General features: G+C 63.0%; 12 protein-coding genes. 6 read left to right on the top strand and 6 right to left on the bottom strand.

Annotation, left to right across the window (positions count from 1 at the left end; all coding sequences use genetic code 11):
• Positions 1-849: 849 nt before the first annotated feature.
• Both P0D87_RS20705 and P0D87_RS20700 read left to right on the top strand, forming a co-directional pair.
• On the top strand, positions 850-7,071 hold the full coding sequence (locus tag P0D87_RS20705; protein WP_053859935.1) for an ESPR-type extended signal peptide-containing protein: 6,222 nt from the start codon (positions 850-852) through the stop codon (positions 7,069-7,071).
• Positions 7,072-7,138: 67 nt separating this feature from the next.
• Complete coding sequence (locus P0D87_RS20700) at positions 7,139-7,867, top strand: OmpA family protein (protein WP_053859936.1); 729 nt, start codon at positions 7,139-7,141, stop codon at positions 7,865-7,867.
• Positions 7,868-7,934: 67 nt separating this feature from the next.
• Here P0D87_RS20700 and P0D87_RS20695 read toward each other — a convergent pair whose 3' ends face one another.
• Positions 7,935-10,583 carry a hybrid sensor histidine kinase/response regulator gene (locus P0D87_RS20695; RefSeq protein WP_053859937.1) on the bottom strand — a complete coding sequence of 883 codons (2,649 nt, stop codon included), beginning with the start codon at positions 10,581-10,583 and terminating at the stop codon, positions 7,935-7,937.
• A 498-nt stretch (positions 10,584-11,081) separates the two neighbouring features.
• Here P0D87_RS20695 and P0D87_RS20690 point away from each other — a divergent pair, with 498 nt between their 5' ends.
• Complete coding sequence (locus P0D87_RS20690; protein WP_053860802.1) at positions 11,082-12,821, top strand: ShlB/FhaC/HecB family hemolysin secretion/activation protein; 1,740 nt, start codon at positions 11,082-11,084, stop codon at positions 12,819-12,821.
• Between the two features lie 17 nt (positions 12,822-12,838).
• Here P0D87_RS20690 and P0D87_RS20685 read toward each other — a convergent pair whose 3' ends face one another.
• Entirely contained in the window at positions 12,839-13,531 is a 693-nt protein-coding gene (locus P0D87_RS20685) for a phosphatase PAP2 family protein (RefSeq protein WP_053859938.1), read from the bottom strand.
• Positions 13,532-13,694: 163 nt separating this feature from the next.
• Here P0D87_RS20685 and hmpA point away from each other — a divergent pair, with 163 nt between their 5' ends.
• Positions 13,695-14,909: an NO-inducible flavohemoprotein gene (gene hmpA / locus P0D87_RS20680; protein WP_053859939.1), complete on the top strand. Its 1,215-nt coding sequence runs from the start codon at positions 13,695-13,697 to the stop codon at positions 14,907-14,909.
• A 23-nt stretch (positions 14,910-14,932) separates the two neighbouring features.
• Here the strand turns inward: hmpA and P0D87_RS20675 are convergent, their stop codons facing one another.
• From P0D87_RS20675 to P0D87_RS20660, 4 genes are all read right to left on the bottom strand, one after another.
• On the bottom strand, positions 14,933-15,475 hold the full coding sequence (locus tag P0D87_RS20675) for a GNAT family N-acetyltransferase (protein WP_053859940.1): 543 nt from the start codon (positions 15,473-15,475) through the stop codon (positions 14,933-14,935).
• Between the two features lie 69 nt (positions 15,476-15,544).
• On the bottom strand, positions 15,545-18,118 hold the full coding sequence (locus P0D87_RS20670; protein ID WP_171800042.1) for an ATP-binding response regulator: 2,574 nt from the start codon (positions 18,116-18,118) through the stop codon (positions 15,545-15,547).
• Positions 18,119-18,147: 29 nt separating this feature from the next.
• Positions 18,148-19,185, bottom strand: a complete 1,038-nt coding sequence (locus P0D87_RS20665) for a 3-oxoacyl-[acyl-carrier-protein] synthase III C-terminal domain-containing protein (RefSeq protein WP_053859942.1) — start codon at positions 19,183-19,185, stop codon at positions 18,148-18,150.
• 175 nt (positions 19,186-19,360) lie between these two features.
• Complete coding sequence (locus P0D87_RS20660; RefSeq protein WP_321175818.1) at positions 19,361-20,428, bottom strand: porin; 1,068 nt, start codon at positions 20,426-20,428, stop codon at positions 19,361-19,363.
• A gap of 234 nt (positions 20,429-20,662) precedes the next feature.
• On the opposite strand from P0D87_RS20660, the gene P0D87_RS20655 reads away from it, so the two are divergent.
• Together P0D87_RS20655 and P0D87_RS20650 are read left to right on the top strand one after the other, a co-directional pair.
• Complete coding sequence (locus tag P0D87_RS20655; RefSeq protein WP_321175819.1) at positions 20,663-22,021, top strand: dipeptidase; 1,359 nt, start codon at positions 20,663-20,665, stop codon at positions 22,019-22,021.
• Positions 22,022-22,359: 338 nt separating this feature from the next.
• The coding region (locus P0D87_RS20650) for a contractile injection system protein, VgrG/Pvc8 family (protein WP_408637015.1) at positions 22,360-22,980 on the top strand (621 nt) is incomplete at its 3' end.

Below are 22,980 nucleotides of genomic sequence, written 5' to 3'. Positions count from 1 at the left end.
GCGTATGCGCGAGAAACGATTCTGTAAGGAATATTCGCTCAGTCGTTTGAATGACATTCGAGAGGAACACGGCGTCGCCGCTACCGCTCATTCCCCGCTGATGGCCGTATCACGGCGTGCTGCTCAGTTTCCGGGCAACTGCCAGGCAACCTCGGGCTCAGCCTTAATAGGGGCGGCTTCTTTCAATTGTTAAATCTTGCAATACCTAAAAATAGTTAAAGACTTTACGTGGACAAATGAAAAGTCTTATGAGAAAGTTCCCTTGAGCACAGAACTTTCCTTTTGTTACACGATACCCCGGGCGAGACGCCGCATCCAAAGCGAATAGGTCGGTCATCGTTTCAGATAGTGCTCAATCATTTGAATAAACGGCGCTTGTGCATGGCATGAGGCGACTCGCCATTCAGGCGCCGGCGAAACGAAGTGACGCATATCCAGGGGGCTGGCAGCTATGAGTATTCCAGGCGCAAAAAAGTCGGGCGCACGCCCGGCGAAAGAACAATATCAAGGCCGGCAATTGGCGTTCCGCCGCTCAATCGCTGCTCGCGTCTCAGTGCCGTGTCCGTTCGGACCTTCATAACGCGGCAATTCATCAATCGTCTCAGTGGTTAGTCGTCGGAAACCGGGAATGTCCGGTTGACGCGCGCGTTTTCCTTTAGCTATGCGAATTGATAGTGTGGCGATGTTTTGCGCCTGCACCGAAGATTCGTCGTGGAAAGATCAACGCTAAAGCTGTTCGCCACTGAGCGATGTTTTAAACGCAGTAAATAGTCATCCTAAGTAAGCGGGAGGCGAGCGCACGCTCGTGCTTAAGAAGTCCGCATTTCAATTATTCGGCGAGACAACGACATGAACAAGGCATATCGGACAATCTGGAACAAGGCGCTGGGCGCTTTCGTCGCGGCGTCGGAACTGGACGCGTCGCGCGGCAAGGGCAAGTCAGGGGCGGCGGCCTCGGTATGCGATGCGCGCAACGGTGAACCCGGCGAAGGCCGCGTCGCTCCGCAGCGCAACGCCAATCCACGCGTGCTGACCGTGCTGGTGGCAATGGGCGTGGGCGGATGGGGCGCGCAAGCGCAGGCCCAGGTGAACTGCGCCGCACCGCCGTACAACTCTTTCAGCGGCAGCGCGTCGTGCATGGGCGTTCAGTCCTCGGCCACTGCGGGCGGGGCGACGGCGGTAGGTTATGCCTCCAGCAGTACGGGACTCAATGGCCTGGCAGTCGGCTATCAAGCCATTGCCGCGGCTACTAATGCCATTTACCTCGGCGCTCGCACTGCGGCAGGTACGGGCGCAACTGCGCAGTCGGCGATTGGCATTGGTACGGACGTCACCGCGAGTGGCTCAGCCGGTATCGGTATTGGCGTCCAGGCCCTCGCTAGCGGCAATGTGTCGACTGCCGTCGGCGCCTTGGCGAAAGCCGCCGGAGACAACGGCGTTGCAGTCGGCGCGAACGCAAGCGCCGCGGCGTCGGGCGTGGTTGCGGTGGGCAGCGGAGCCGTCGGTTCAACAACCAATGGTGTAGCGGTCGGTTCCGGAGCTTCCGCGACCGGTGTCAACGCGGTCTATCTGGGATCGCGAACCGCTGCCGGCACCGGATCGAGCGGACTATCGTCCAACGCGATCGGCACTGACGTTGTTGCCACCGGCGACTACGCGAACGCCTTCGGCTTCCATGCGGTGGGCAGCGGAGCCGCATCGGTCGCGATTGGGTACGTCGCCAACGGTTCGGGCACGCATGGCGTAGCCGTCGGCTTTCAGTCCATTGCCAGCGGCTTGAACGCCGTCTATCTGGGCGCGCGTACCGTCGCGGGCACCGGCGCAACGGCGGACGGCGCCGTTGCTCTCGGTACGGATGTCGTCGCATCGGGCCTCTCTTCGCTGGCCGCGGGCACCGTGTCCAGAGCCACCGCACAGAACGCAGTCGCCCTGGGCGCGGGAGCCGCCGCCTCGGGGCTCAACTCGCTCGCCATGATGAACGGCTCGCAGGCCACCGGAGCTAATTCGATAGCGCTGGGCTCATCGGACTCTGTCGCGGAAGGCGGTTCATCTTCGCCGGCCGCAGTCGGAGGCGCCGCGGCATCCGGCATTCGCGCGGTTGCTCTCGGTTCCGGCGCGAGCGCTGCGGGTTTGTCGTCGATTGCGCTAGGCGACTCGGCAGTGACGGGCACGAATGCGAATGCCATTGCGTTGGGCACGAATGCAACGGCGTCGGGAACCGGCGCCGTCGCGTTGGGCAAGCAGACGGTCGCAAGCAGCGGCAATGCGACGGCCATCGGCGTTACATCGCAAGCACTGGCCGCGTCGACGGTGGCCATCGGCGACAGCAACATCGTCGCGGCGGCGGCCGGCGCCGGTTCGATCGCCGGCGGCCAGAACTCGCGCGTGCTGGGCGGAACGGGCGCGGTCGCGCTGGGTCAGGCGCAGACCGTCAGCGGCAACGGCGCCGTTGCGATCGGCGATCCGAATACGGCGAACGGCAACGGCGCAATCGCAGTGGGCGCGAACAACACGGCCACCGGCAACGGCGCGGTAGCGCAAGGCAACGGCAACACGGCAAGCGGCCAGGGCGCCGTCGCGCTCGGCAACGCGAGCAACGCGACGGGCGCGAGCGCGCTCGCATTCGGCGACTCCGCCGTGGCGAACCTGGGCGGCGCGATTGCGTTGGGCGCCAACGCGACGGCGGCCAATGCAAACGCCGTGGCGCTCGGCGCCGGCAGCGTCACGGGCGCGGCCGTCAACACCGCCACTGTCACGGTGGGCGGCGTCACGCATGGCGTGCAAGGCACGACGCCAGGCAGCACCGTGAGCATCGGTTCGGTGGGCAACGAGCGGACGCTCACGAATCTCGCCGCGGGCCGCGTGACTGCAACCAGCACCGACGCCGTGAACGGCAGCGAACTGTATGCGACCAACCAGGCAGTCGACAGTCTGACGAGCGGCACGGTCGGCCCGTTCTTGTCCAACAACTCGGTCACGTCGACGCAGCCGGTATCGTCCGGCGCGAATGCGGCGGCCGGCGGCTTCGGCGCGACGGCGAGCGGCGCGGCGTCGCTCGTGGTCGGCAATCAGTCCACCGACAACGGCGTCGCGAACTCCACCGTGTTGGGCCAGGGCGCGAGCATCGCGAGCGGCGTGACCGGTTCGAACGTGGCGCTCGGGCAGGGCTCGTCGGTGACGTCGGCGGCGGTGCCGACCGGCAGCGGCGTCATCAACGGCTCGACGGTTATTTATGCGGGCGGCGCACCGGCCGGCGTGGTCAGCGTCGGGACCGCGGCGGCGCCGCGTCAGCTCACCAACGTCGCGGCCGGACGCGTGAACGCGTCGAGCACGGACGCGGTGAACGGCTCGCAGCTTTTCGCCGCCGATGCCGCCATCGACACAATCGGCGGCCAGGTGACGAACCTGGGTAACACCGTGGCGTCGAGCCTCGGCGGCGGCACCACGTACAACAGCACGACCGGCGCGCTGACCACCAACCTCAGCTACGGCGGCAACACTTATTCGTCGGTGCAGAACCTCATCACCGCGATCACGGGCGGCGGCAGCGCGCCGGGCATCAAGTACTTCCACGCGAACTCGACGGCGCCGGACAGCCAGGCGCTCGGCACCGACAGCATCGCGATCGGCCCGAACGCGGTCGCGACGAATGCAAATGACGTGGCGCTCGGCTCCGGTTCGCAGACCGGCACCGCGACGCCGACCGCCAGCACGACCATCAACGGCACGGTGTACAGCTTTGCCGGCACGAACCCGACGAGCGTCGTGAGCGTGGGCGCATTGGGCGCCGAGCGGCAGATCCAGAACGTGGCGGCGGGCACGCTGAGCGCGAGCAGCACGGATGCGGTGAACGGCTCGCAGCTCTACCAGACCAACCAGGCGGTCGACAGTCTCGCGACGACCGTGGCCGCCGACAAGACGCATTACTACAGCGTCAACGACGGCGGCACGCAAGGCGCCAACTACAACAACAACGGCGCGACCGGGCTGAACTCGCTGGCGGCGGGCGTCGCGGCAGCGGCAAGCGGCGCGAGCAGCTTCGCGGGCGGCAACGGCGCTTCCGCGCTCGCGGACAATGCTGTTGCGTTGGGCGCTTTGTCGAGTGCGTCGGTGGTGGGCGGCGTCGCGATTGGTTCGGGTTCGGTCTCCGATCGCGCGGTGCTGTCGGGCGTCGGCTCGATTGCCAACGGCAGCCACTCGATTCCGTTCAACACGGCGGACCAGACATTGCTCGGCGCGGTGTCGTTCGGCAGCGCAAGCGCCAACACATATCGTCAGTTGACGAATGTCGCGGACGGCACGCAGGCGCACGACGCCGTCACGATCCGGCAGTTGGCGGGTGCGCTGTCATCGTTTGCCGTGACGGGGCAGTTGTACTTTCACGCGAATTCGGCGGCAGCGGATTCGCTCGCGGTCGGTGCGGAGTCGATTGCTGTCGGACCGACGACCGTGGTCAACGGCGACAACGGCGTCGGTGTGGGCAACGGCGCAATCGTCGATGCCACTGCGCCAGGCGGCGTCGCAATCGGCCAGGCCGCTAACTCGGCACAGGCTGATGCGATTGCGGTCGGCAGCGGCTCGGTTGCAAGCGGCGCGCAGTCGATTGCTCAAGGCGCGAACGCAAGCGCCGCCAACGCCGGATCGATCGCAATCGGTTCCGGCGCGCAAAGCACTGCAATCGATGCCCTCGCGCTCGGCGCCGGCGCGAACGCGGCATCGGCGAACAGCGTCGCGCTCGGCTCCGGCTCACAAACCGGCACGCCAACGCCGACGCCGAGCACGACCATCAACGGCACGGTCTATGGCTTCGCGGGCACGAATCCGACGAGCGTCGTGAGCGTCGGTGCGGCGGGCGCCGAGCGGCAGATCCAGAACGTCGCAGCGGGACGTCTGGACGGGACGAGCACGGACGCGGTCAACGGCTCGCAGTTGTATCAGAGCAATCAGGCGATCGACGCGCTCGCCACCACCGTCGCCGCCGACAAGACGCATTACTTCGACGTCAACGACGGCGGCACCCAGGGCGGCAACTACAACAACGACGGCGCGACGGGCGTCAACGCGTTGGCGGCGGGCGTCGGAACGGTCGCGGCGGGCGCGGGCAGCACCGCGCTCGGCCAGGGCGCGACGGCGAGCAACGCGAACGACGTGGCGCTCGGTTCGGGTTCGCGGACCGGCACCGCGACGCCGACCGCGAGCGCGACCATCGGCGGCACGGTGTACAGCTTTGCCGGCACGAATCCGACGAGCGTGGTGAGCGTAGGCGCGCCAGGTGCCGAGCGGCAGATCCAGAACGTGGCGGCGGGCACGCTCAGTTCGGGCAGCACGGATGCAGTGAACGGCTCGCAGCTCTACGCAACCGATCAGGCAGTCGACAACCTCGCCAGCGTCGTGACGGCCAACGCGAAGCACTACTACAGCGTCAACGACGGCGGCACGCAAGGCGCCAACTACAACAACGACGGCGCGACCGGTCTCAACGCATTGGCGGCGGGCGTAGCGGCAGCGGCGAGCGGCGCGAGCAGCTTCGCGGGCGGCAATGGCGCTTCGGCGCTCGCGGATAACGCGGTCGCGTTGGGCACTTTGTCGAGTGCGTCGGTGGTTGGCGGTGTCGCGATTGGCTCGGGTTCGGTGTCCGATCGCGCGGTGCTGTCGGGCGTCGGCTCGATTGCAAACGGCACGCACGCGATTCCGTTCAACACGGCCGACCAGACCTTGCTCGGCGCGGTGTCGTTCGGTAGCGCGAGCGGCAACACGTATCGTCAATTGACGAACGTCGCGGACGGCACGCAGGCACACGACGCCGTCACGATCCGGCAGTTGGCCGGCGCGTTGTCGTCGTTTGCCGTGACGGGCCAGTTGTACTTCCACGCGAATTCCACGGCGGCGGATTCGCTTGCGGTCGGTGCGGAGTCGATCGCTGTCGGGCCGACCACTGTGGTCAACGGCGACAACGGCGTGGGCGTCGGCAATGGCGCAATCGTCGACGCGACGGCGCCTGGCGGCGTCGCAATCGGCCAGGCCGCGAACTCGGCGCAGGCGGATGCGATTGCGGTCGGCAGCGGCTCGGTTGCAAGCGGCGCACAGTCGATTGCTCAAGGCGCGAACGCTAGCGCGGCCAACGCCGGATCGATTGCAATCGGCTCAGGCGCGCACAGCACCGCAATCGACGCGCTCGCGCTCGGCTCAGGCTCCAGCGCATCGTTTGCGAACAGCGTGGCGCTCGGAGCCGGATCGGTGACGACGGTCGGCGCGGTCAGCAATTACATCGCGTATGGCTTGAGCACGCCGCAGTCGTCGGCGGGTGAAGTGAACATCGGCAACCGGCAGATCACCGGCCTCGCGGCCGGCAAGGCCGGCACCGACGCCGTGAACGTCTCGCAACTCGATGCAGTGGCAAGCCGCTTGACCACACTCATCAGTCAGCAGACGACCAACAACGGCGGCAGCTTCTCGTCGTCGCCCGGCACGCCCACGCCTCCGACGCCCTCGGGCACGAACTCGTCGGCGGGCGGGCAGGGCGCGGTGGCGTCCGGCACGAACAGCTCGGCAGTGGGTAACGGTTCGACCGCATCGGCCAGCGGTTCGACCGCGGTGGGCGCCGGGGCGACATCGACGGGAGCAGGTTCGACGGCGCTCGGCTCCGACAGTAACGACGGCGGCCGCTCGAATGTCGTGGCAGTGGGCTCGAGCGGGACAAACCGGCAGGTCATCAACGTGGCAGCCGGCACCGCGCCGACGGATGCCGTCAACGTCCAGCAGTTGAACGCCACGCTTTCGCAGGCGAACGCCTACACCGATGCTCGCATGAACGAACTGCAGAACGGCATCAATTCGACGGCGCGCAATGCGTATTCGGGCATCGCGGCGGCGACCGCGCTCACGATGATTCCGGAAGTGGACAAGGACAAGACGTTGTCGCTCGGCATCGGCACGGCGGGGTTCCGCGGTTATCAGGCGGTGGCGATCGGCGGCACGGCGCGTCTCACCGAGAACGTGAAGATGAAAGCCGGCGTCGGCATGAGCCCCGGCGGCACGACGGTCGGCGTCGGCGCGGCCATGCAATGGTAAGTCGTGAACGCGGGGCCGCAGCCGCGCGCCACGCATTCTTCGCCACACACAGTTTATGGAGTACCAGATGAACCGACTCTTTTTTGCAAGCCTTTTCAATAGCGCCGTGCTCGTCATAACCGGATGCACGGCGGCGAGCGGCCCGACCTTCAACGCCTATTCCGTCGACTCGAACAACGGCGTGCGCACCTACCGCGCCGAGTGCCACGGATTGTTCGAAAGCGCGTCGACCTGCATGGACGTTGCGAAACGCATTTGCGGCGACAAGGGCGTGCAGCCGATCGACAAAATAGACCGCGTGCGCGCCGCCGACGACAACCGCAGCGACCCGCGCATTCTGCTGTTCAAATGCGGCCAGGAAGCGGGCAACAATGCGGCGGCCGACACGGGCGCCGTCGCTGCGCAAGCGCCCACGCTCGAGAGTTTCGCACTGGAAAGCGATGCGTTGTTCCCGTTCGGCAAGTCAGCGGCGGACACCATGTTGCCATCCGCGAAAGCGCAACTCGACGACGTCGCCGCGCGCATCCGCAAGCACGAGCAGGTGAGCGCGATCGAGGTCGTCGGCCACACCGACAGGCTCGGTCCCGAATCGCTCAACGGACCGTTGTCGCTCGCGCGGGCCAACACCGTGCGCGACTATCTGATCGCTCACGGACTGGACGGCAGCATCATTCAGGCGAAGGGCGTCGGCGCGAGCCAGCCGCGAACGAACTGCGCGGACCGCGAGGGCCGCGCGCTGATCGCGTGCCTGCAACCGGACCGGTATGTGTCGATCACGGTTCAGGGACGCAAGTGATGTGAGCGTGGGGGCGGCGCGGGTAGGCTCGATGCACCGCTCCCGGCTTAATGCTGCGTTCGATGCCTCACTCCGCATGCGGCGACGCCGCGGCGGGCGACAGTTCCGCGAGCAGCGACATCAGGTACTCGATGTCGACAGGCTTGACGAGGTGATGGTCGAAGCCGGCCGCCTGCACACGCAGATGATCGTCGGCCTGGCCGTAACCCGTCACCGCGATCAGCACGGGCCGCGTCTCGCCCTTCTGGCGAATCAGCCTCGCGAGTTCGTAGCCGTCCGTGTCCGGCAGACCGATGTCGAGCAGCGCGGCATCCACCGGCTCGGCCTCGGCTTTCGCGAGCGCATCCTGCGCGCCATACGCGACATCGACGTGATAGCCCTCACTCTCGCAGAGCAGGGCGAGCGAGTCGGCGGCGTCCTTGTTGTCGTCGACGATCAGCACATGCAGCGAAGCGCGCTCGGCATGCGAGGCACCGCTCGCCGACGGTTCGTCGTGCGACGGCGCAGCCGTTTCCGGCGCATGCGAAAGCGGCAGCCTGATCGACACCGTCGCGCCGCGGCCAGGACCGGGGCTAGCGATCTCGATTGTGCCGCCGTGCAGTTCGACCAGCTTCTTCACCAGCGACAAGCCGATGCCGAGACCTCCATGCGCGCGGTCGAGCGTGCGCTCGCCTTGCGCGAAAAGATCGAAGATGTGCGGCAGCAGATCGGGCGAAATGCCGCTGCCGTTGTCCTCGATCGTGACGGTCGCGAAGCGCTCGTCGGCGAGCGCGGTCACGCACACGCTACCGCCGTGGTCGGTGTACTTGCACGCGTTGTTCAATACGTTGACGAGAATCTGCGACAGACGCAGCGGGTCTGCATGCAGCCAGACGGGCGTAGGCGGCAAGCGCACGGTGAGGTGCTGGCCGCGCGAGGCCGCCATCGACGAGACCGTTTCCAGCGCGCCGTAAACCGCGGTGCCGAGCAGGAGCGGCTCGCGTCGAAGCACGATGCGCCCATGCGTGATGCGCGACACTTCGAGCAGATCGTCGACGAGTTGCGCCATGTGATCGACCTGCCGGCCGAGCATGCCGACCAGTTCGCCGGGCTTCATGCCGGCGTCTTTCTGCCGGCGCAGCAATGCAATCGCGTTGCGCATCGGCGCGAGCGGATTGCGCAGTTCGTGTGCGAGCATCGCGAGGAATTCGTCCTTGCGGCGGTCCGTTTCGCGCAGCGCAAGTTCGAGCGTCTTGCGCTGCGTGATGTCCACCGCGCTCGCAATGACGCGCCACGGCCGGCCGTCGGCGTCGCGTTGCAACACGGCCTGGCTTTGCAGCCAGCATTCCTGGCCGTTCATCGCGATGCGGAACTCGAGCGGCTCGTCGAATTCGCCGGTGAGCGCGACGCGGCGCATCGCGGCGTCCACCGCGGCGCGGTCTTCAGCGTGCACGCGATGCAGCGCCGCGTCATACGACAGCGCAATCGGCCCGGCCAGCACGCGGGGCATTGCGTCGACGGTGTCCCAGCAGACCGTCCACGAATCCAGCGACAGATACCCGATAATCATCTTCGCGGCGCGCATCGCGACCTGAAGACGCAGGTTGCGCTCTTCGAGTGCGGCCGCGGCCGCGCGCTCGTCGGTCACGTCGGTTGCCATGCAAAACCATTCGCGCAGCGTGCCGTCGTCGTCGCGTAACGGCGCGGCACGCGCGGACATGATCCGCCAACTGCCGTCGCGCCGACGCAAGCGGAACGTCATCGAGCCTGGCCGCTCGGCCTTGACGATGCCCAACCACTTGTCGCGCGCGCTGTCCTGGTCGTCGGGATGAACGAGATCGAGCCATTCGCAGCCTGTGCTTAAGCCCTCTTGCGGAGCGAACGAGTGCCAGTTGCCGAGCTGATGATTACGGCCCGCCGCGTCCGCAATCCACGTCAGTTCCGAACTCGCTTCGACGAGCGCGCGATAGCGCTGCTCGCTGCGTTCGCGTTCGGTTTGCGCGTCGTGCTGCTCGGTGATGTCGAAGGTCACGCCGAATACGCGCTCGATTTCCGAGCCGCTGCCGCAGTCCGTTTCGCCGCGCGTGCGCAGCCACAAACGGCGCCCGTCCTCGAGTTCGATCGGAAAATCGAGTTCGAACGGCACGCATTCGTGCAAACGCCCCGTCAACTCGCGCGCGAACCACGCGCGGTGACTCTCGGGGATTCTGTCGAAGAGCCATTGCAACGGCACTTCCGCCTGCTGCTGCTCGAGCCCGTAGATGTGCGCGAGCTGGGCGCTGATGCGCGCCGTGCGGCTGCCCATGTCCCATTCCCACGCGCCGACGCGCGCCGCGTCGAGCGCGAAGCGCAGACGCCGTTCGCCGATTTCGTAAGCCTCGCCGGCCTTCACGAAGTCGTCGATGTCCATCGCGATGCCGCATGCGCCGGTGACGACGCGCGTGTCGTCGAAAATCGGCTGAAGGCGCAGCTTGTGCCAACGGTACTTGCCGTCGAAGCGCTGCAGGCGCGCGTTGACCTTCGCGCTTTCGCCGGCCGTGAGCGCGCTGCGCCAGGCGTCGAGCACTTTTTTCACGTCGCATTCGAGAACGAACTGGTCCCAATGCAGCGTGGTGTTCGGCGCGAAGGGATTGCCGAGGTAGTTGCGGCAAGCGATGTTGGTATAGGTGACAATTCCGCGCGCGTCCGCGGTCCAGACAAGAGCCGGAACCTGATCGGCAATATCGTTGTTGCTCATTGCGTTATCAATCGCACCGTTTTACTGCTTCGAGAGAACGTCTGCTTACACCGCAAGTGGATTGAAGCACTGCGCTGCGTGAGCGAAGTGACAGTCCATCGTCCTGTGCGCGGCGCCTCGCTGCTATTGGGGAAAGCCTGGGTTCGCGCCCCATTGCAGCGCGCCGCTGCTTATGCCCTGGCCAATTCCGCAGACCTTTAGGCGCAATAGGTCGAGATCGCGCGATCCGTGCCCCATTGTGCGCCTGAAAGCCGCTGCAATAATACGGGCGTGCGCACAATCGGGCCGCCGCGCGCGAGCCCAATCCACTTATTAGCATGCGGCGCGCCTTGCGCGGGACAGGAGACGTGATGAACAGTATTTCGCCGACATCGTATGCAAGCCGTGCCGACGGCATGCGCCCGATGCCGTTCAGTGCGCCGCATTCCGTGTTGCGCTCGCAGCTTGCGCGTTAAGCGGCGTATTTCATCGACGGATGCGCTGGCGCGCGTCGGCAGCATGCGCTGCTCGCTGCTGGCGTGTTGCATTGCGTGTTGCGTAACAGCGGCGCTTCACTCTTCCGCCGTGCTCGCGCAGGCATGGCGAGACCTTGCGCCGCAGCCGACGCCGCCCACTCCGCGTAGTGCGCCGTCGCAACCTTCCGCGCCATCGGAAGAGAATGCCGCGCAGATCGCAGTGCCCCGACTCGAGGGACTGGTGTTCCAACCGGCCGGCGCGAGCGCTCCTGCCGCCACAACGCAGCCCCGCATTGCCGCCGAAGATTTGCCCCTGCTCGACGCGGCATTTCTTCATTCGTTCGACGGCGATCTCGACAAGCCCCTCACGTTCGGACGCCTTGCCGACATGCGCCGTGCCGTGGTGGAGCGTTATCGCGCCGCCGGCAAACCGCTCGTGGATGTGTACGTGCCCGAGCAGGACGTGAGTTCCGGCGTCGTGCATATTGCAGTCGCCGAGTTTCGCCTGGGACAGGTGCGCACGAATGGCAATCGCTATTTCTCCGACGATCTGCTCAAACGCGAAATGCCGCTCGAAGCGGGCGCACCGATTCTGCAGTCGGACGTTTCGCTCGGTCTCGCGGTACTCAACGCCAATCCTTATCGACGCGTGGATGCGGTCTTTGCGCCCGGCGAAGCGGCGAATTCAACCGACGTCATCCTGCAGACCGACGACCGTCTGCCGCTTCGCGTGAGCGCCGGCTACGACAACGCGGGCGTGCGCGATCTCGGCCGCGACCGCTTTTTTGCCGGCATCGACTACGGCAATCTGTTTGGGCTCGATCAGCATGTCGCGTATCAATTCACGGCGAGCAACGATTTCTTCAGCGGCAACCCGGACATTGAAGGACGCCCGAACCGCGCGCGCTTCATGGCTCACGCGCTGAACTACATTGCGCCGCTGCCGTGGCACGACAGCATCGAACTGTTCGGCGTCTATGCGCAGAGCACGCCGCGTCTGCCGGACAGTTACGGGCAAACGGGCATTTCCGCGCAGATGAGCGTCCGCTACGACTGGCGTCTGCCGACCACGACGAATACCGCGCAACTCGTTCAGTTCGGCTATGACTTCAAGCGCAGCAACAACAATCTGGAATTCGGCGGCTTTCAGGTGTTCAACTCGAACACACACATCCACCAGTTTCTGCTTACCTACGATGTCAGTCAGCCGGGCGACGCGGGCGTCGGGCACCTATCGGCGACACTCGTGGGAAGTCCTGGCGGACTGGACGGCTCGAACAACGACGCCGCGTTCGCCGCCGCGCGGCAAGGCGCGACCGCCCGCTATGCGTATCTGCAACTCGCGGCACAACGCGCGATCGTGCTGGGCGGCTTTACGTTGACCGGGCGCGGCGCGTTCCAGTGGACGCCGAATACGCTGTTGCCGAGCGAGGAAATGGGCCTCGGCGGCGAGACCAGTGTGCGAGGCTACGAGCCGTACGTCGTGCTAGGCGATCGCGGCTGGAACGTGCAGACGGAATTGCGTGCGCCCGCGTTGCAGTTCGGCGGGAGCGGTGCGGCCGCGCAACCGTTTGTGTTCGTCGACGCAGGCCATGTGTGGAACCGCGACGATCAACTCGCGGAACCCGCTCATGGGTCGCTCGTTAGCGTCGGCGCGGGCGTGCGTTTTCAATGGTCGCGTTTCGTCGATTTTCGCTGCACGTATGGCGTGCCGCTGCGTGCGCCGGCGCCGGGCGCATCGAAGGCGCCGATGGTGCTTCTGTACGTTTCTATCGGCAGTTAAAGCCTGCGTCGCACGCGTTATACATGTTTCAGCACGCTGCTCGCGAGCTTGCGCAGTTCGTCGAACTGGGTGACGAGTTCGAGACAGAGCACGAAGGCCAGCATCGCGGAAGGGCCTGGGTAGCGTTCGCTCAATCGCAGTAGCGGGCCCGCGTAACGCGCGCGAACGGCTTCGCGTGTCATGACCCACGTGATCGCGATTCCGATTGCCGCGCCGACCAGCAGATCCGTCGGATAGTGAAAGCCGAGATAGGCACGCGGGACGCAGATAAAGAACACGGTGTAGATCAGCGCCAGTACGCCGATGCGCTTGCAGATCAGAAAGATGCCGGTGGCGATGGCCATCCATAGCATCGCGTGGTCGCTGGGGAATGAACTCCACGAAGACAGCAACGCGTCTTTGGACACGCCGGCCGCAAAGTGCAGATTCAGTTCGGAACTGTAGACGGGGCGCACTCTGAACGGCAGCCAGTGCGTGAGCGTTCTTCCTACAAAAAGCGCGACGAGACCGCTGAGTATCGTTGCAATGACCATTTCGCGCCGCCATGCACTGCGCTCGCCGGATTGAAACCACATCCACCACAACACCGGTATCAGCAGAAGACCCTTGAAGGTGTAGAGATCGGCGAGTGCCTGTATTGCATGCGTTGTGTGCAAGCCGAAGTGAATGTTTGAAAGATATGTCTCAATGGTTATATCGAAGCTATTCATCTTTTTGTGGGGTTCCCAATCAAACGGCTAATGGTCAGTGTAACTGATGATCAGCCGTCGCCAATTTTCACCGGATGCTGCGCTGTCACGCGGTTTGCTGCAGGCGTTTATTCATGGACTCTCGCGCGCTCGCGACGCGTGCACCGCATAAAAGGAGAGGCAAATGCTTACGCAGAAAACGAAGGACGTTGTAAAAGCTACGGCCCCTGTGCTGGCGCAGCATGGGCTGCCGATCATCAAGCGCTTTTACGAACGGTTGTTCAACGCGCACCCGGAACTGAAGAACGTATTCAACATGGCCCACCAGGATCAGGGCCAGCAACAGCAGGCTCTCGCTCGCGCCGTCTACGCTTACGCAGAGAACATCGAGAATCCCGGCAGTCTCGCGGCGGTGCTGAAAAATATCGCCAACAAACATGCGAGCCTGAATGTCCGGCCGGAGCATTACCCGATTGTCGGAGAACATTTGCTCGGCGCGATCAAGGACGTACTCGGCGACGCCGCCACGGACGAGATCATCTCCGCGTGGGCGCAGGCCTATGGCAATCTCGCGGACCTGTTGATGGGAATGGAAAGCGAGTTGCGCGAGAAGTCGACGCAACAACTCGGCGGCTGGACGGGCTGGCGCAAGTTCGTGGTCAAGGAAAAGCGGCCTGAGAGCAGCGTCATTACATCGTTCGTGCTTGAACCGTCGGACGGGCAGCCGGTCGTCAACTTCGAGCCGGGCCAGTACATCAGCATTGCAGTAGATGTGCCTTCGTTGCAGTTGCAACAGATTCGCCAGTACAGTCTGTCCGACATGCCGAATGGGCGCAGCTATCGCATCTCCGTCAAACGCGAGGAGGGCGACGCTTCACGACCGCCGGGCTATGTGTCGTCGCTGCTTCACGAGCATGTGAACGTGGGCGACGAGGTCAAACTCGCCGCGCCGTACGGCACGTTTTATATTGACGTACACGCGAAAACGCCAATCGTGCTGATCAGCGGCGGCGTCGGTTTGACGCCGATGGTTAGCATGCTCAAGCGCGCGATTCAGGACCTGCAGCGGCAAGTGGTATTCGTGCACGGCGCGCGAAACGGTGCAGTGCATGCGATGCGCGACAGGCTTCGGCAAACCGCCGCGACGTATGCGAACTTCAAGGCGGTGGTCTATTACGAGAACCCGCTACCCGGCGATATAGCCGGTCAGGACTATGACCGTGCGGGCTTTATCAATCTCGATGAGTTGCGTGATCTGATTCTGCTTCCCGGCGCGGACTACTACATTTGCGGCCCTATTCCGTTCATGCGCTTGCAGCACGATGCATTACGCGCGATGGATATTCCCGAGACGCGGATTCATTACGAGGTGTTCGGCCCGGACCTGTTCGAGGAGTAAAAGCCACGGCTTATTGAATGGCTTTACGGCGTTTGCGCAACGAGTTGCTTGTGAAAGAAAGTAGTGCCGCAGAACGTGCCGTCGGGCATCAACGCATAGTTTGGCACTTCTCCGACACGTTGCCAGCCTGCGCGCTCATAGAGCCGCTCGGCATCTCCGCCGGTCACAGTGTCCAGCACGAGTACGGACTTGCCGGCGCGGCGCGCTTCGTCGTCGACGGCGGTCATGAGACGCGCCGCAATGCCGCGACGCCTCGCGTCTCGGTGCACGAGCATCTTCGCGACATCCGCGCGATGAGGCTGGTTTTCGGGCTGCGCCGTGATCAGTTGCACGGTGCCGACGATCTTGCCGTCAGCGCGTTCGGCAACCAGCAGGATTCGCTCGTCGCGGGCCACGCCATTCGCGACCTGTTGCCAGAAGCGAAGCGCGGTTTGCCGCGAGATAGGCAACATGAAGCTGACCGACGCGCCGCCTTCCACGCAGTCGATCAGCAGATCGGCGAGCGAATCGACACAGGCCATTGCTTCGTCGGCATGGATGCGTCGAATGGCTATCGTTTCAGTCATCGTTGGCTCCGTGAGTTGAAAGGCAAGTATGTTTAGTGCTGCCGGTTAGCAAGGCGTTTTGAAAGATCATTAGTCGCTCAATGTCTTGCGATGATTCTCAGGCGCCTTCGCCGAAGCAAAATATGTCTGCAACGCGGGCGCCGAGCGGTCGCTCAACGAGCAGATTCGCGCGAGCCAGTCTGCCTCAGCAGGCCATTCGCCTTCCAGCACGCGCGGATAAATCTGGCGCACGAACTGATGCAGCGCTTTTGCGCCGATATTGCCACTGACGCCGAGCAGCACATGCAAGGCGTCACGTGTCGCGTCGAAGTCGCGCGCGCTAACGCTCGCGGCGAGTTGCGCCACCGTCGAGCGAATCTGTTCGATGCCGTTGAGGAATGTCTGGTCAAGCAAGTCCAGCGCGACCAGTTCCTGAAGATGTTTCTCGTCGAGCAACGGACCTTCATGCAACGCGGCGAGCTTGCCCGCAGACAACGTGTTCTCGGGCGACGACACCGTGTCTGCCGTCACATGATTCACTCGATGGCGTGCAAACTGCCGCGCCAGCGCTGCATATAGCGCGCCGATTTGCGCGGGCTTGGTCATCACTTCGTTCATGCCCGCGGCGAGACAGCTTTCTACCGCCTCGCGATCCGATTGACTGGTCAACGCGATGATCGGCACGCTCGCGTAGGCATCGGAGCGCGCGCGGATCAGCGCGGTGGTCTCCACGCCGCCCATGCCGGGCATGTTCATATCCATCACGATGGCGTCGATAACGACGCCTTGCTGCAAGCGCGCCAGCACGGCCGGTCCATGCTCGGCTTCGACGACCGTCGCGCCGAATCGCTCCAGATAGCCTTTCGCGACCAGTCTGCTGTAGGTGTCGTCGTCCGCGAGCAGAATCGTTCTGCCGACGAAGCCATCGAAGCGCTGCATACGGCCATGCCGATGACCGTTCTCGAAGAGCTTATGCAAAACACCGATCAACTCGACCATGCTCGCCGACTTGCTGACGAATTCGTCCATGCCTGCGCGGCGCGCGAGAGATCGCGCCACGTTGCCCGGCTCCGCCGTATAAGCGACGACGATCACATTGCAGTTCGGGTTGCGATGATCGGCGCGAATTCGTTCGGTCACCGTGTAGCCGTCAAGCGTCGGCATGTTGATGTCCATCAGCACCAGGTCCCACGGCTGGGACTCGCTGAGCGCGGCGAGCGCGGCCTCGCCGTCCGCTGCGTCGCCAGGCTTTGCGCCCACCTTCGACAGTGCCCGTTGAACGCGCGTGCGATGGTCTGCATCGTTATCGACAACGAGAATACGTTTGCCGTCGAAAAACGGGGCGGCACGATTAAAGATTTGCTGCTCGTGCTCGGCGACCTCGCTTTCGGAAACGCGCGGAAATTCGAGTGTGAACTGCGTGAACTGACCGACCTCGGAGCGGCAGCGTATCGTGCCGCCGAACGCGCGCATTGCGCGCTGACAGTAAGCGAGTCCGAGGCCCGTGCCTGCGGAATTGCCCGCTGTGCGAAACGGCTCGAAAAGATGCGGCAGGATTTCGGGCGCAATGCCGGGACCGGTGTCGTGCACGATTACTGTCTGCCGATCCACCGTCAGCGTGAGCGTGGCCAAAGGATGCGCCGCAATGTGATGCAGCGCATTCTTGATCAGGTTGAAAAGCGTAAACAGATAAACCGTTTCGTCGACCTTGAAGGTGAAATCTTCGAGCACCGCGAGTCTGACTCGCGCGCGTTCGTTCTGGTCGCCGAAGCCGTATTCGTCCAGCGCCTTGCGCGTTGCGGCCGCTGCGCTCAGATACGTGAACTGTTCCGGGCGGATGGCTTTCGCGCTGACTTCGTCAAGTGTCATCGCGATGATGCGCAAACCGCGCTCGATCGACAACTGGCCGTGTGCCAGGTGCCGATACAGCAGTGCAATCCGGCGCTGTGATGCGGCCGGCGGCGAGTCATGATCTATCGCAGCGGGCAAGACTTCTTCTACTCTATCGAGAACATGCTTGAGCTGGCTGAGAGGATTGCGCATTTCATGAGCGATCGACCCGGCAAGCGCCCGAAGCGCGCCGGTTCTCGCCTGTGCGACGATCCCCTTCAGATTGCTGTATGAGAACGTGATGCCGGCGAAAATGCCAAACGTGAAAACCGGCAGATAGGTGTAGAGAAAGAGATGCGCGTCGACGTGGACGGCTTCCGGAATAACGATTCGCGCGCACAGAATAGCAGCGCCTATGCCGAGCGCCAGATTCAGTGACAACGCAACGAAAGACGGAAAGATGGCGATCAGAAAGAACACCATGCCCAGTTCGGCCATCGACCACAGCATCGAGTAATGACCGGACAGCAGGTAGTAAGTGAAGAAAAACGGTAGCGTGTACGCTACCGTTACGAAGTAAAACCACGGCAGGAGGCGCGCTGTCCTTGCGGGCCAGAAACGGCGCAGAAGCAGCAATGCGCAGCTCACGGTGCCGACAACCCGCATCAGCAGGTTCTCGTTCGGTTGCGGATCGATGAACGTCCACCACAACCAGTACACCGGATGTCCAACGGTGCCGATCAGGCCCACAGCCAACACGCTGTAATCGGAGACCTTCGCGGCATCGGACACGACCCGGTTGAGATAGCGGATGCCCCCTGAAATGGCTTTCATGTCGCTCTTTAACTTTTATTGAACCGGCCTCAGAACTTGAAGCTGCTGACGTTAAATGACATGCCGGCACTGCCAACCCAGCACAACACTCTGTCGCCGCGCTTCAGTTCTCCGCTGTCTTTTGCCATCGCTATCGCGGCGGGAATAGAGGCCGAAACGAGGTTCCCCGTTTCCGGATAGATGTGATACATCTTGTCCTCTATTCCGGCCTTTTCTCCGTAGCCGTGCCACGCTGCCTTCGAAGAAGCATGGGTAAAGACAATGTCGATGTCTTTCCTCGGAATCGGCAGTTTAGCGAGTACCGCGGACAGTTCGTCGGAATTCTTGTGAAGCTCGTGGCCGAACGATGTAAAACGCATGTCGCCGTTCTTGCCAATTTTTTCCGACGGATGGCAGAAGCCTTCGTAGCCGGGAATCGGAATGGTGCACAGGTCCGATACCTGGGGCTTGCCCCGAAAGGCAAAATTGAAGTTGTCCGGCTCGTTGGCGACCAGCAACGTGGCGGTGGCGGCCTCGCCGATCGTAAACGACGGCAGCGTGTATTCGATTTGCGCCTGGTTCTTCAACGCAAAATTCCCCGGGTAGAGTGGACCGCCTGCGAGCATATTGAATTCGGCATTCACGATCATAGCGTTTCTGTACTGACCGCACTTGAACAAACTGTCGATAATCGACATCGCTCGTGTCCAGCTCATGCAGGCGTCCACCACGTCGAAGCATTCCGCATTGATGAAGCCGAGCGTGCTCGCCATCATGTGGCTATTGCCCGGCTCGAGAAACCCTCTGCCGATGCCGACATAAATAAACAGCTCGATATGCTCCGGCCGCAAATAGGTTTCCGACAAAGCCTTGCGAGTGGCCATCGCGACGTGATCGATGGGTGATTCGTGGCTGTCGCACCAGCGCCGGTTGACGAGCCCGCTTCTGTCGAGCAGTGTCTTGATGGTGCGTATGCCTCTGTCGATGTCCCCGTCGTAGCCGGTGGAATGAAACCGGATCATGTCGGCGACTTCGTCATTGGTGACGATTCGGGAAGGCAGGCTGACCGCAACGTTCTTGATAAGCATAAACAATCCGTGAAAGAGGGTTTTTGGTGGATGGAGTCCCGTTCGCGCGTGGCGGCGGGCGCGGGTACTTCGGCGTCCGCCTCACGGCGCTCGTACATTAACGCGTCCACCGCGACTGGCGAAAATACCGTCGCCCTCGCTGGATCATTTAATCGGCCTCGCGGCCGATATCTGGCTAGAACCGCTCGATCATTCCCAATTGCACGCCGCGAACCGGTGCACCCGGATAGGCCGCGGGAAGGCCGGTGACGTTGACGCCGCGCAGGGTGAAGGTAGCGTCGTGGTGGTTGCGCAGCATCGCGCCGCTCGCGTAGAGCGTGAGTTTCGGCGAGAGATCGTATTCGCACGCCACGCTGAACTGGTCCGCGTCGTTGTCGCCGCCCGAGCGATCGCGTGCGTACGCATAGCCTAACGAAGCGCGCAGGCGCGGCGAGAACGCATAGCGCATCGAAAGCGAAAGACCGTCGTCGTGATACCGCGGCGAACCGCCGTCGCCGTTGAAGAACGACGCATAGGCGGTCGCTGCGCCGAACTGGTAGGAGACACCACCGAGGTTCGCGCGCAAGGTCGTACCGCCATGCGTTTGCTGATGCGCGTAGGAAACGCGAAGCGGTCCGTTGCAGTACGCAAACGTTTCGTAGTCGCCGGATAGCCCGTTGCCGTTGCCGTTGCCATCGCCGCTGTCGCGCAGTGCGACCATGACTGTCGTCGTGAAGCCGTGAAAGTCGGGCGACAGATAGGCGATGCCGTTGTCGGTATAAGGCGTGATTTTGGACAGGTTATTCAACCCCGAGGCGATCGTCCCTGCGCCGAAGGCGTCGAGTTGTCCTTTGAACGGAATGTAGATCGGCGAGTACTGACGGCCCACACGCACTTCGCCCCACGGCGCGCCGATGCCGATCCACGCCTGGCGGTTGAAGATCGTGCCCGCGGTGGCCAACGTGCCGTCGGCCGAGCTGAAGCCGTTTTCCAGTTCGAACAGAAGGCGTGTGTCCGAGTCCAGTTGCTCCGCGCCGCGCAAGCCGATTCGCGAGCCGCGGTAAGCGCCCGAGTCGAGGCGCGGCGTCCATGATGAGCCGGGATTCGTGACTTCGATACTGGTGTCGATCGTGCCGTATAGCGTGATCGTGTTTTGCGCGAGAACATCCGGCGCTACGGAAAAGCATGAACTCGCGATGGAGAGAAAGAGCACCAGCCGCGCCGTGCGGTTGTTGCATGAATGAAAGGGCTCGGTAAAGTGCATCGAATGTTTTTGATGGAATAGCGGATATACCGCGAAAATAAAGCGGAGGCTCTGCCGACGGAATCTTTGCATACGTCGCGTTTAACTGCATGCCGCCATCAGACCATCAATCGGATACTAATGACAATGCTGCCAACCGACGACGACTCTATTTCACTTTCATTGATATGGGCCATGATCCGAGATGACCCGGCAATAGATCAAAACCGCTGCATGGTGGAAATAACAGGCTGGATGATTCCACTAGACCCGACCGCAATCACCGTCGACTATTTCCTCCTCGCCGCGCGAGAACCTTGTTGCGGCGGCTGCGTGCCACGCGATCCTTTCACTTGCATTGAAGTCATTCCGCTCGAGCCGGTCGCGCTCGACGCAGGCCTGGTCACCATGCGTGGCCGTCTGGTGCGATTCGTCGACGATCCTGCGGGCTGGCGTTATCGGCTCGAACTGGCCGAGCGCGTTGATGAAGCGGCGAGCGTCAAGCAGCCGCCGGTTTCGCGGATGAGTCGCCGTGCGTTTCTCGCGTCAACCACCGCGCTGGGGCTCGCGGCTTGCGCGCATGGCCGCTTTGCCGGATACACCGAGTCGCGCTCAGAGCAGCAGCAATGGCAAGCATCGCCTGGCGCATTGACCATCGACATGCACAGTCATGCGGGCCATGTCATCGTCTCACGCGATCCGGCCATAGGCGACCATCGGCCATTGACGCCCGTCAGCGCCTCGATGCGCGCGGGCGGGATGAATGTGATCTGCCTCGCCATCGTCACCGATACCGTCGTCACGCACGTGTCCGCCGATCGCAAGCGTTTCGAGGCGTGGCGCGAGCCGCAGCCAGGCGAGCTATATCGACTCGGCCAAACGGAATTCGCCCGCGCGAAAGAACTGGTCGATCGCGAGCAACTCGTCATCGTGACGAATGCAAGCATGCTAGCGTCGACGGAAAAAGAAAGACCGCGCGTGATAATCGCCGCCGAGGGCGCGGACTTTCTGGAGGGGCAACTGGAGCGTATCGACGAGGCGTACTCGCGCCATCATCTACGTCACCTTCAATTGACGCATTACCGTGTGAACGAACTCGGCGACATTCAAACGGAGGCGCCTGTTCACGGCGGCTTGAGCGATTTCGGCGCGGATGTCGTGCGCCGCTGCAATGCGCTGGGTATTGTGGTGGACGTTGCGCACGGCACGTTCGATCTCGTGAAGCGCGCAGCTTCAGTCACGACGAAGCCGTTGGTGCTCTCGCACACGGCGCTCGCAGGACATCCAGGCGCGCGCAGCCGCCTGATCACAGCCGACCATGCGCGCGCTGTCGCGGACACGGGCGGCGTGATCGGCGTGTGGCCGAGTTCCGGCACATTCCACGACCTCGATGCGATGGCGCACGGCTTCAAGCGCATGGCGGATGTGGTGGGCGTCGAACACGTCGGCCTCGGCACCGACATGCTCGGCTTCATTGCGCCGCCGGTTTTCACGCGCTATGAACAACTACCGGCGTTGGGCGCAGCATTGCTCGCCACCGGCTTCTCCCAAACAGAAACCGAACAGCTACTAGGCGGCAACTATCGGCGCGTGTTCGAGGCGTCGTTGAGCTGAGTTTGTATAAGAGCGCTTGAGCCCATTGGCCCAGCTTTTTGCCAACGCTGGCCGCAGTCGATAGCGTATTAGTGCCGATGAAGCAAGGCGGCGAAGCGAGCGCTATCTTCCGCGAGCGGCAGCGACTGAGGACGCCCGCACATCGAACGTGACGCCGCTCACTGATTCTGATGCATGACCGCAGAGATCCTTCTGGAGCAGTCTGGCACGGACTTCTGTCAAGATTTGTTGCTCCCTGCCTATCCCAAATTAAATTCGTTGACCTTAATGAACTTAAATGGTCAGTTAACGGATTTGGCAGCGAACGCTGCGTCGCTGGTCTTTTCAGGGAGCGGGGAGTGGCAGAATTTGATCCATCACGGCAGGGCGTCACGGGACGTCAGGCGTACTTTCTCGACGTGCCCGGCACGGAGAGCGCACCGGCGCTCTCGGTCGTCTCGTTCACGGCAACCGAAAAGATGGGCGCACCCACCGAGGTGCGCATCGAGTTGACCCACCCGCAGCAGCTTGCACGCGCCGACTATCTGAACGTCGACGCCACGTTTTCCATCGTGCCCGACGATGGCGCTACACGTAAGTTCTCGGGATTCATCGCGCGCTTCTCCACGATCCAGACTACCCGTGACTACGTGAAGTACCAGGTCGTGCTCAGATCGCACTTCGCGCGACTCGAGGCAGTGACCCGCAGAAAAATCTTCCAGCACGCGAGCACGCCCGACATTATCGCGGCGGTTCTGTGCGGTCATGGGCTGAGGGAGCACCAGTTTTCATTCAGGTTGCGCGGGCAATACCGCAAGCATCTGTTTCGCATGCAGCACCAGATGAGCGACCTTGCCTATGTCCACATGCTCGCAGAGAAGGCCGGAATTTACTGCTTCATTGTGGAGACGCAATACGGCGACGAGATCGTATTCGCGGATGACGTCGATCACTATATCTACGACCCGCGGCTGATCGTG

It is taken from the genome of Paraburkholderia sp. RL17-368-BIF-A (genome assembly GCF_046054045.1).
GTDB classification, from domain to species: Bacteria; Pseudomonadota; Gammaproteobacteria; order Burkholderiales; family Burkholderiaceae; genus Paraburkholderia; species Paraburkholderia graminis.
The sequence above is the reverse complement of the archived record's forward strand: the minus strand, read 5'-3'. Positions and strand labels throughout refer to the sequence as shown.

What these genes read in the sequence shown, in the direction of transcription:
- P0D87_RS20675 (WP_053859940.1), bottom strand. Translation starts at nt 15,475, where the DNA reads ATGACTGAAACGATAGCCATTCGACGCATCCATGCCGACGAAGCAATG.
- P0D87_RS20665 (WP_053859942.1), bottom strand. Translation starts at nt 19,185, where the DNA reads ATGCTTATCAAGAACGTTGCGGTCAGCCTGCCTTCCCGAATCGTCACC.
- P0D87_RS20690 (WP_053860802.1), top strand. Translation starts at nt 11,082, where the DNA reads ATGCGCTGCTCGCTGCTGGCGTGTTGCATTGCGTGTTGCGTAACAGCG.
- P0D87_RS20700 (WP_053859936.1), top strand. Translation starts at nt 7,139, where the DNA reads ATGAACCGACTCTTTTTTGCAAGCCTTTTCAATAGCGCCGTGCTCGTC.
- P0D87_RS20660 (WP_321175818.1), bottom strand. Translation starts at nt 20,428, where the DNA reads ATGCACTTTACCGAGCCCTTTCATTCATGCAACAACCGCACGGCGCGG.
- P0D87_RS20695 (WP_053859937.1), bottom strand. Translation starts at nt 10,583, where the DNA reads ATGAGCAACAACGATATTGCCGATCAGGTTCCGGCTCTTGTCTGGACC.
- hmpA (WP_053859939.1), top strand. Translation starts at nt 13,695, where the DNA reads ATGCTTACGCAGAAAACGAAGGACGTTGTAAAAGCTACGGCCCCTGTG.
- P0D87_RS20685 (WP_053859938.1), bottom strand. Translation starts at nt 13,531, where the DNA reads ATGAATAGCTTCGATATAACCATTGAGACATATCTTTCAAACATTCAC.
- P0D87_RS20655 (WP_321175819.1), top strand. Translation starts at nt 20,663, where the DNA reads ATGATTCCACTAGACCCGACCGCAATCACCGTCGACTATTTCCTCCTC.
- P0D87_RS20705 (WP_053859935.1), top strand. Translation starts at nt 850, where the DNA reads ATGAACAAGGCATATCGGACAATCTGGAACAAGGCGCTGGGCGCTTTC.
- P0D87_RS20670 (WP_171800042.1), bottom strand. Translation starts at nt 18,118, where the DNA reads ATGAAAGCCATTTCAGGGGGCATCCGCTATCTCAACCGGGTCGTGTCC.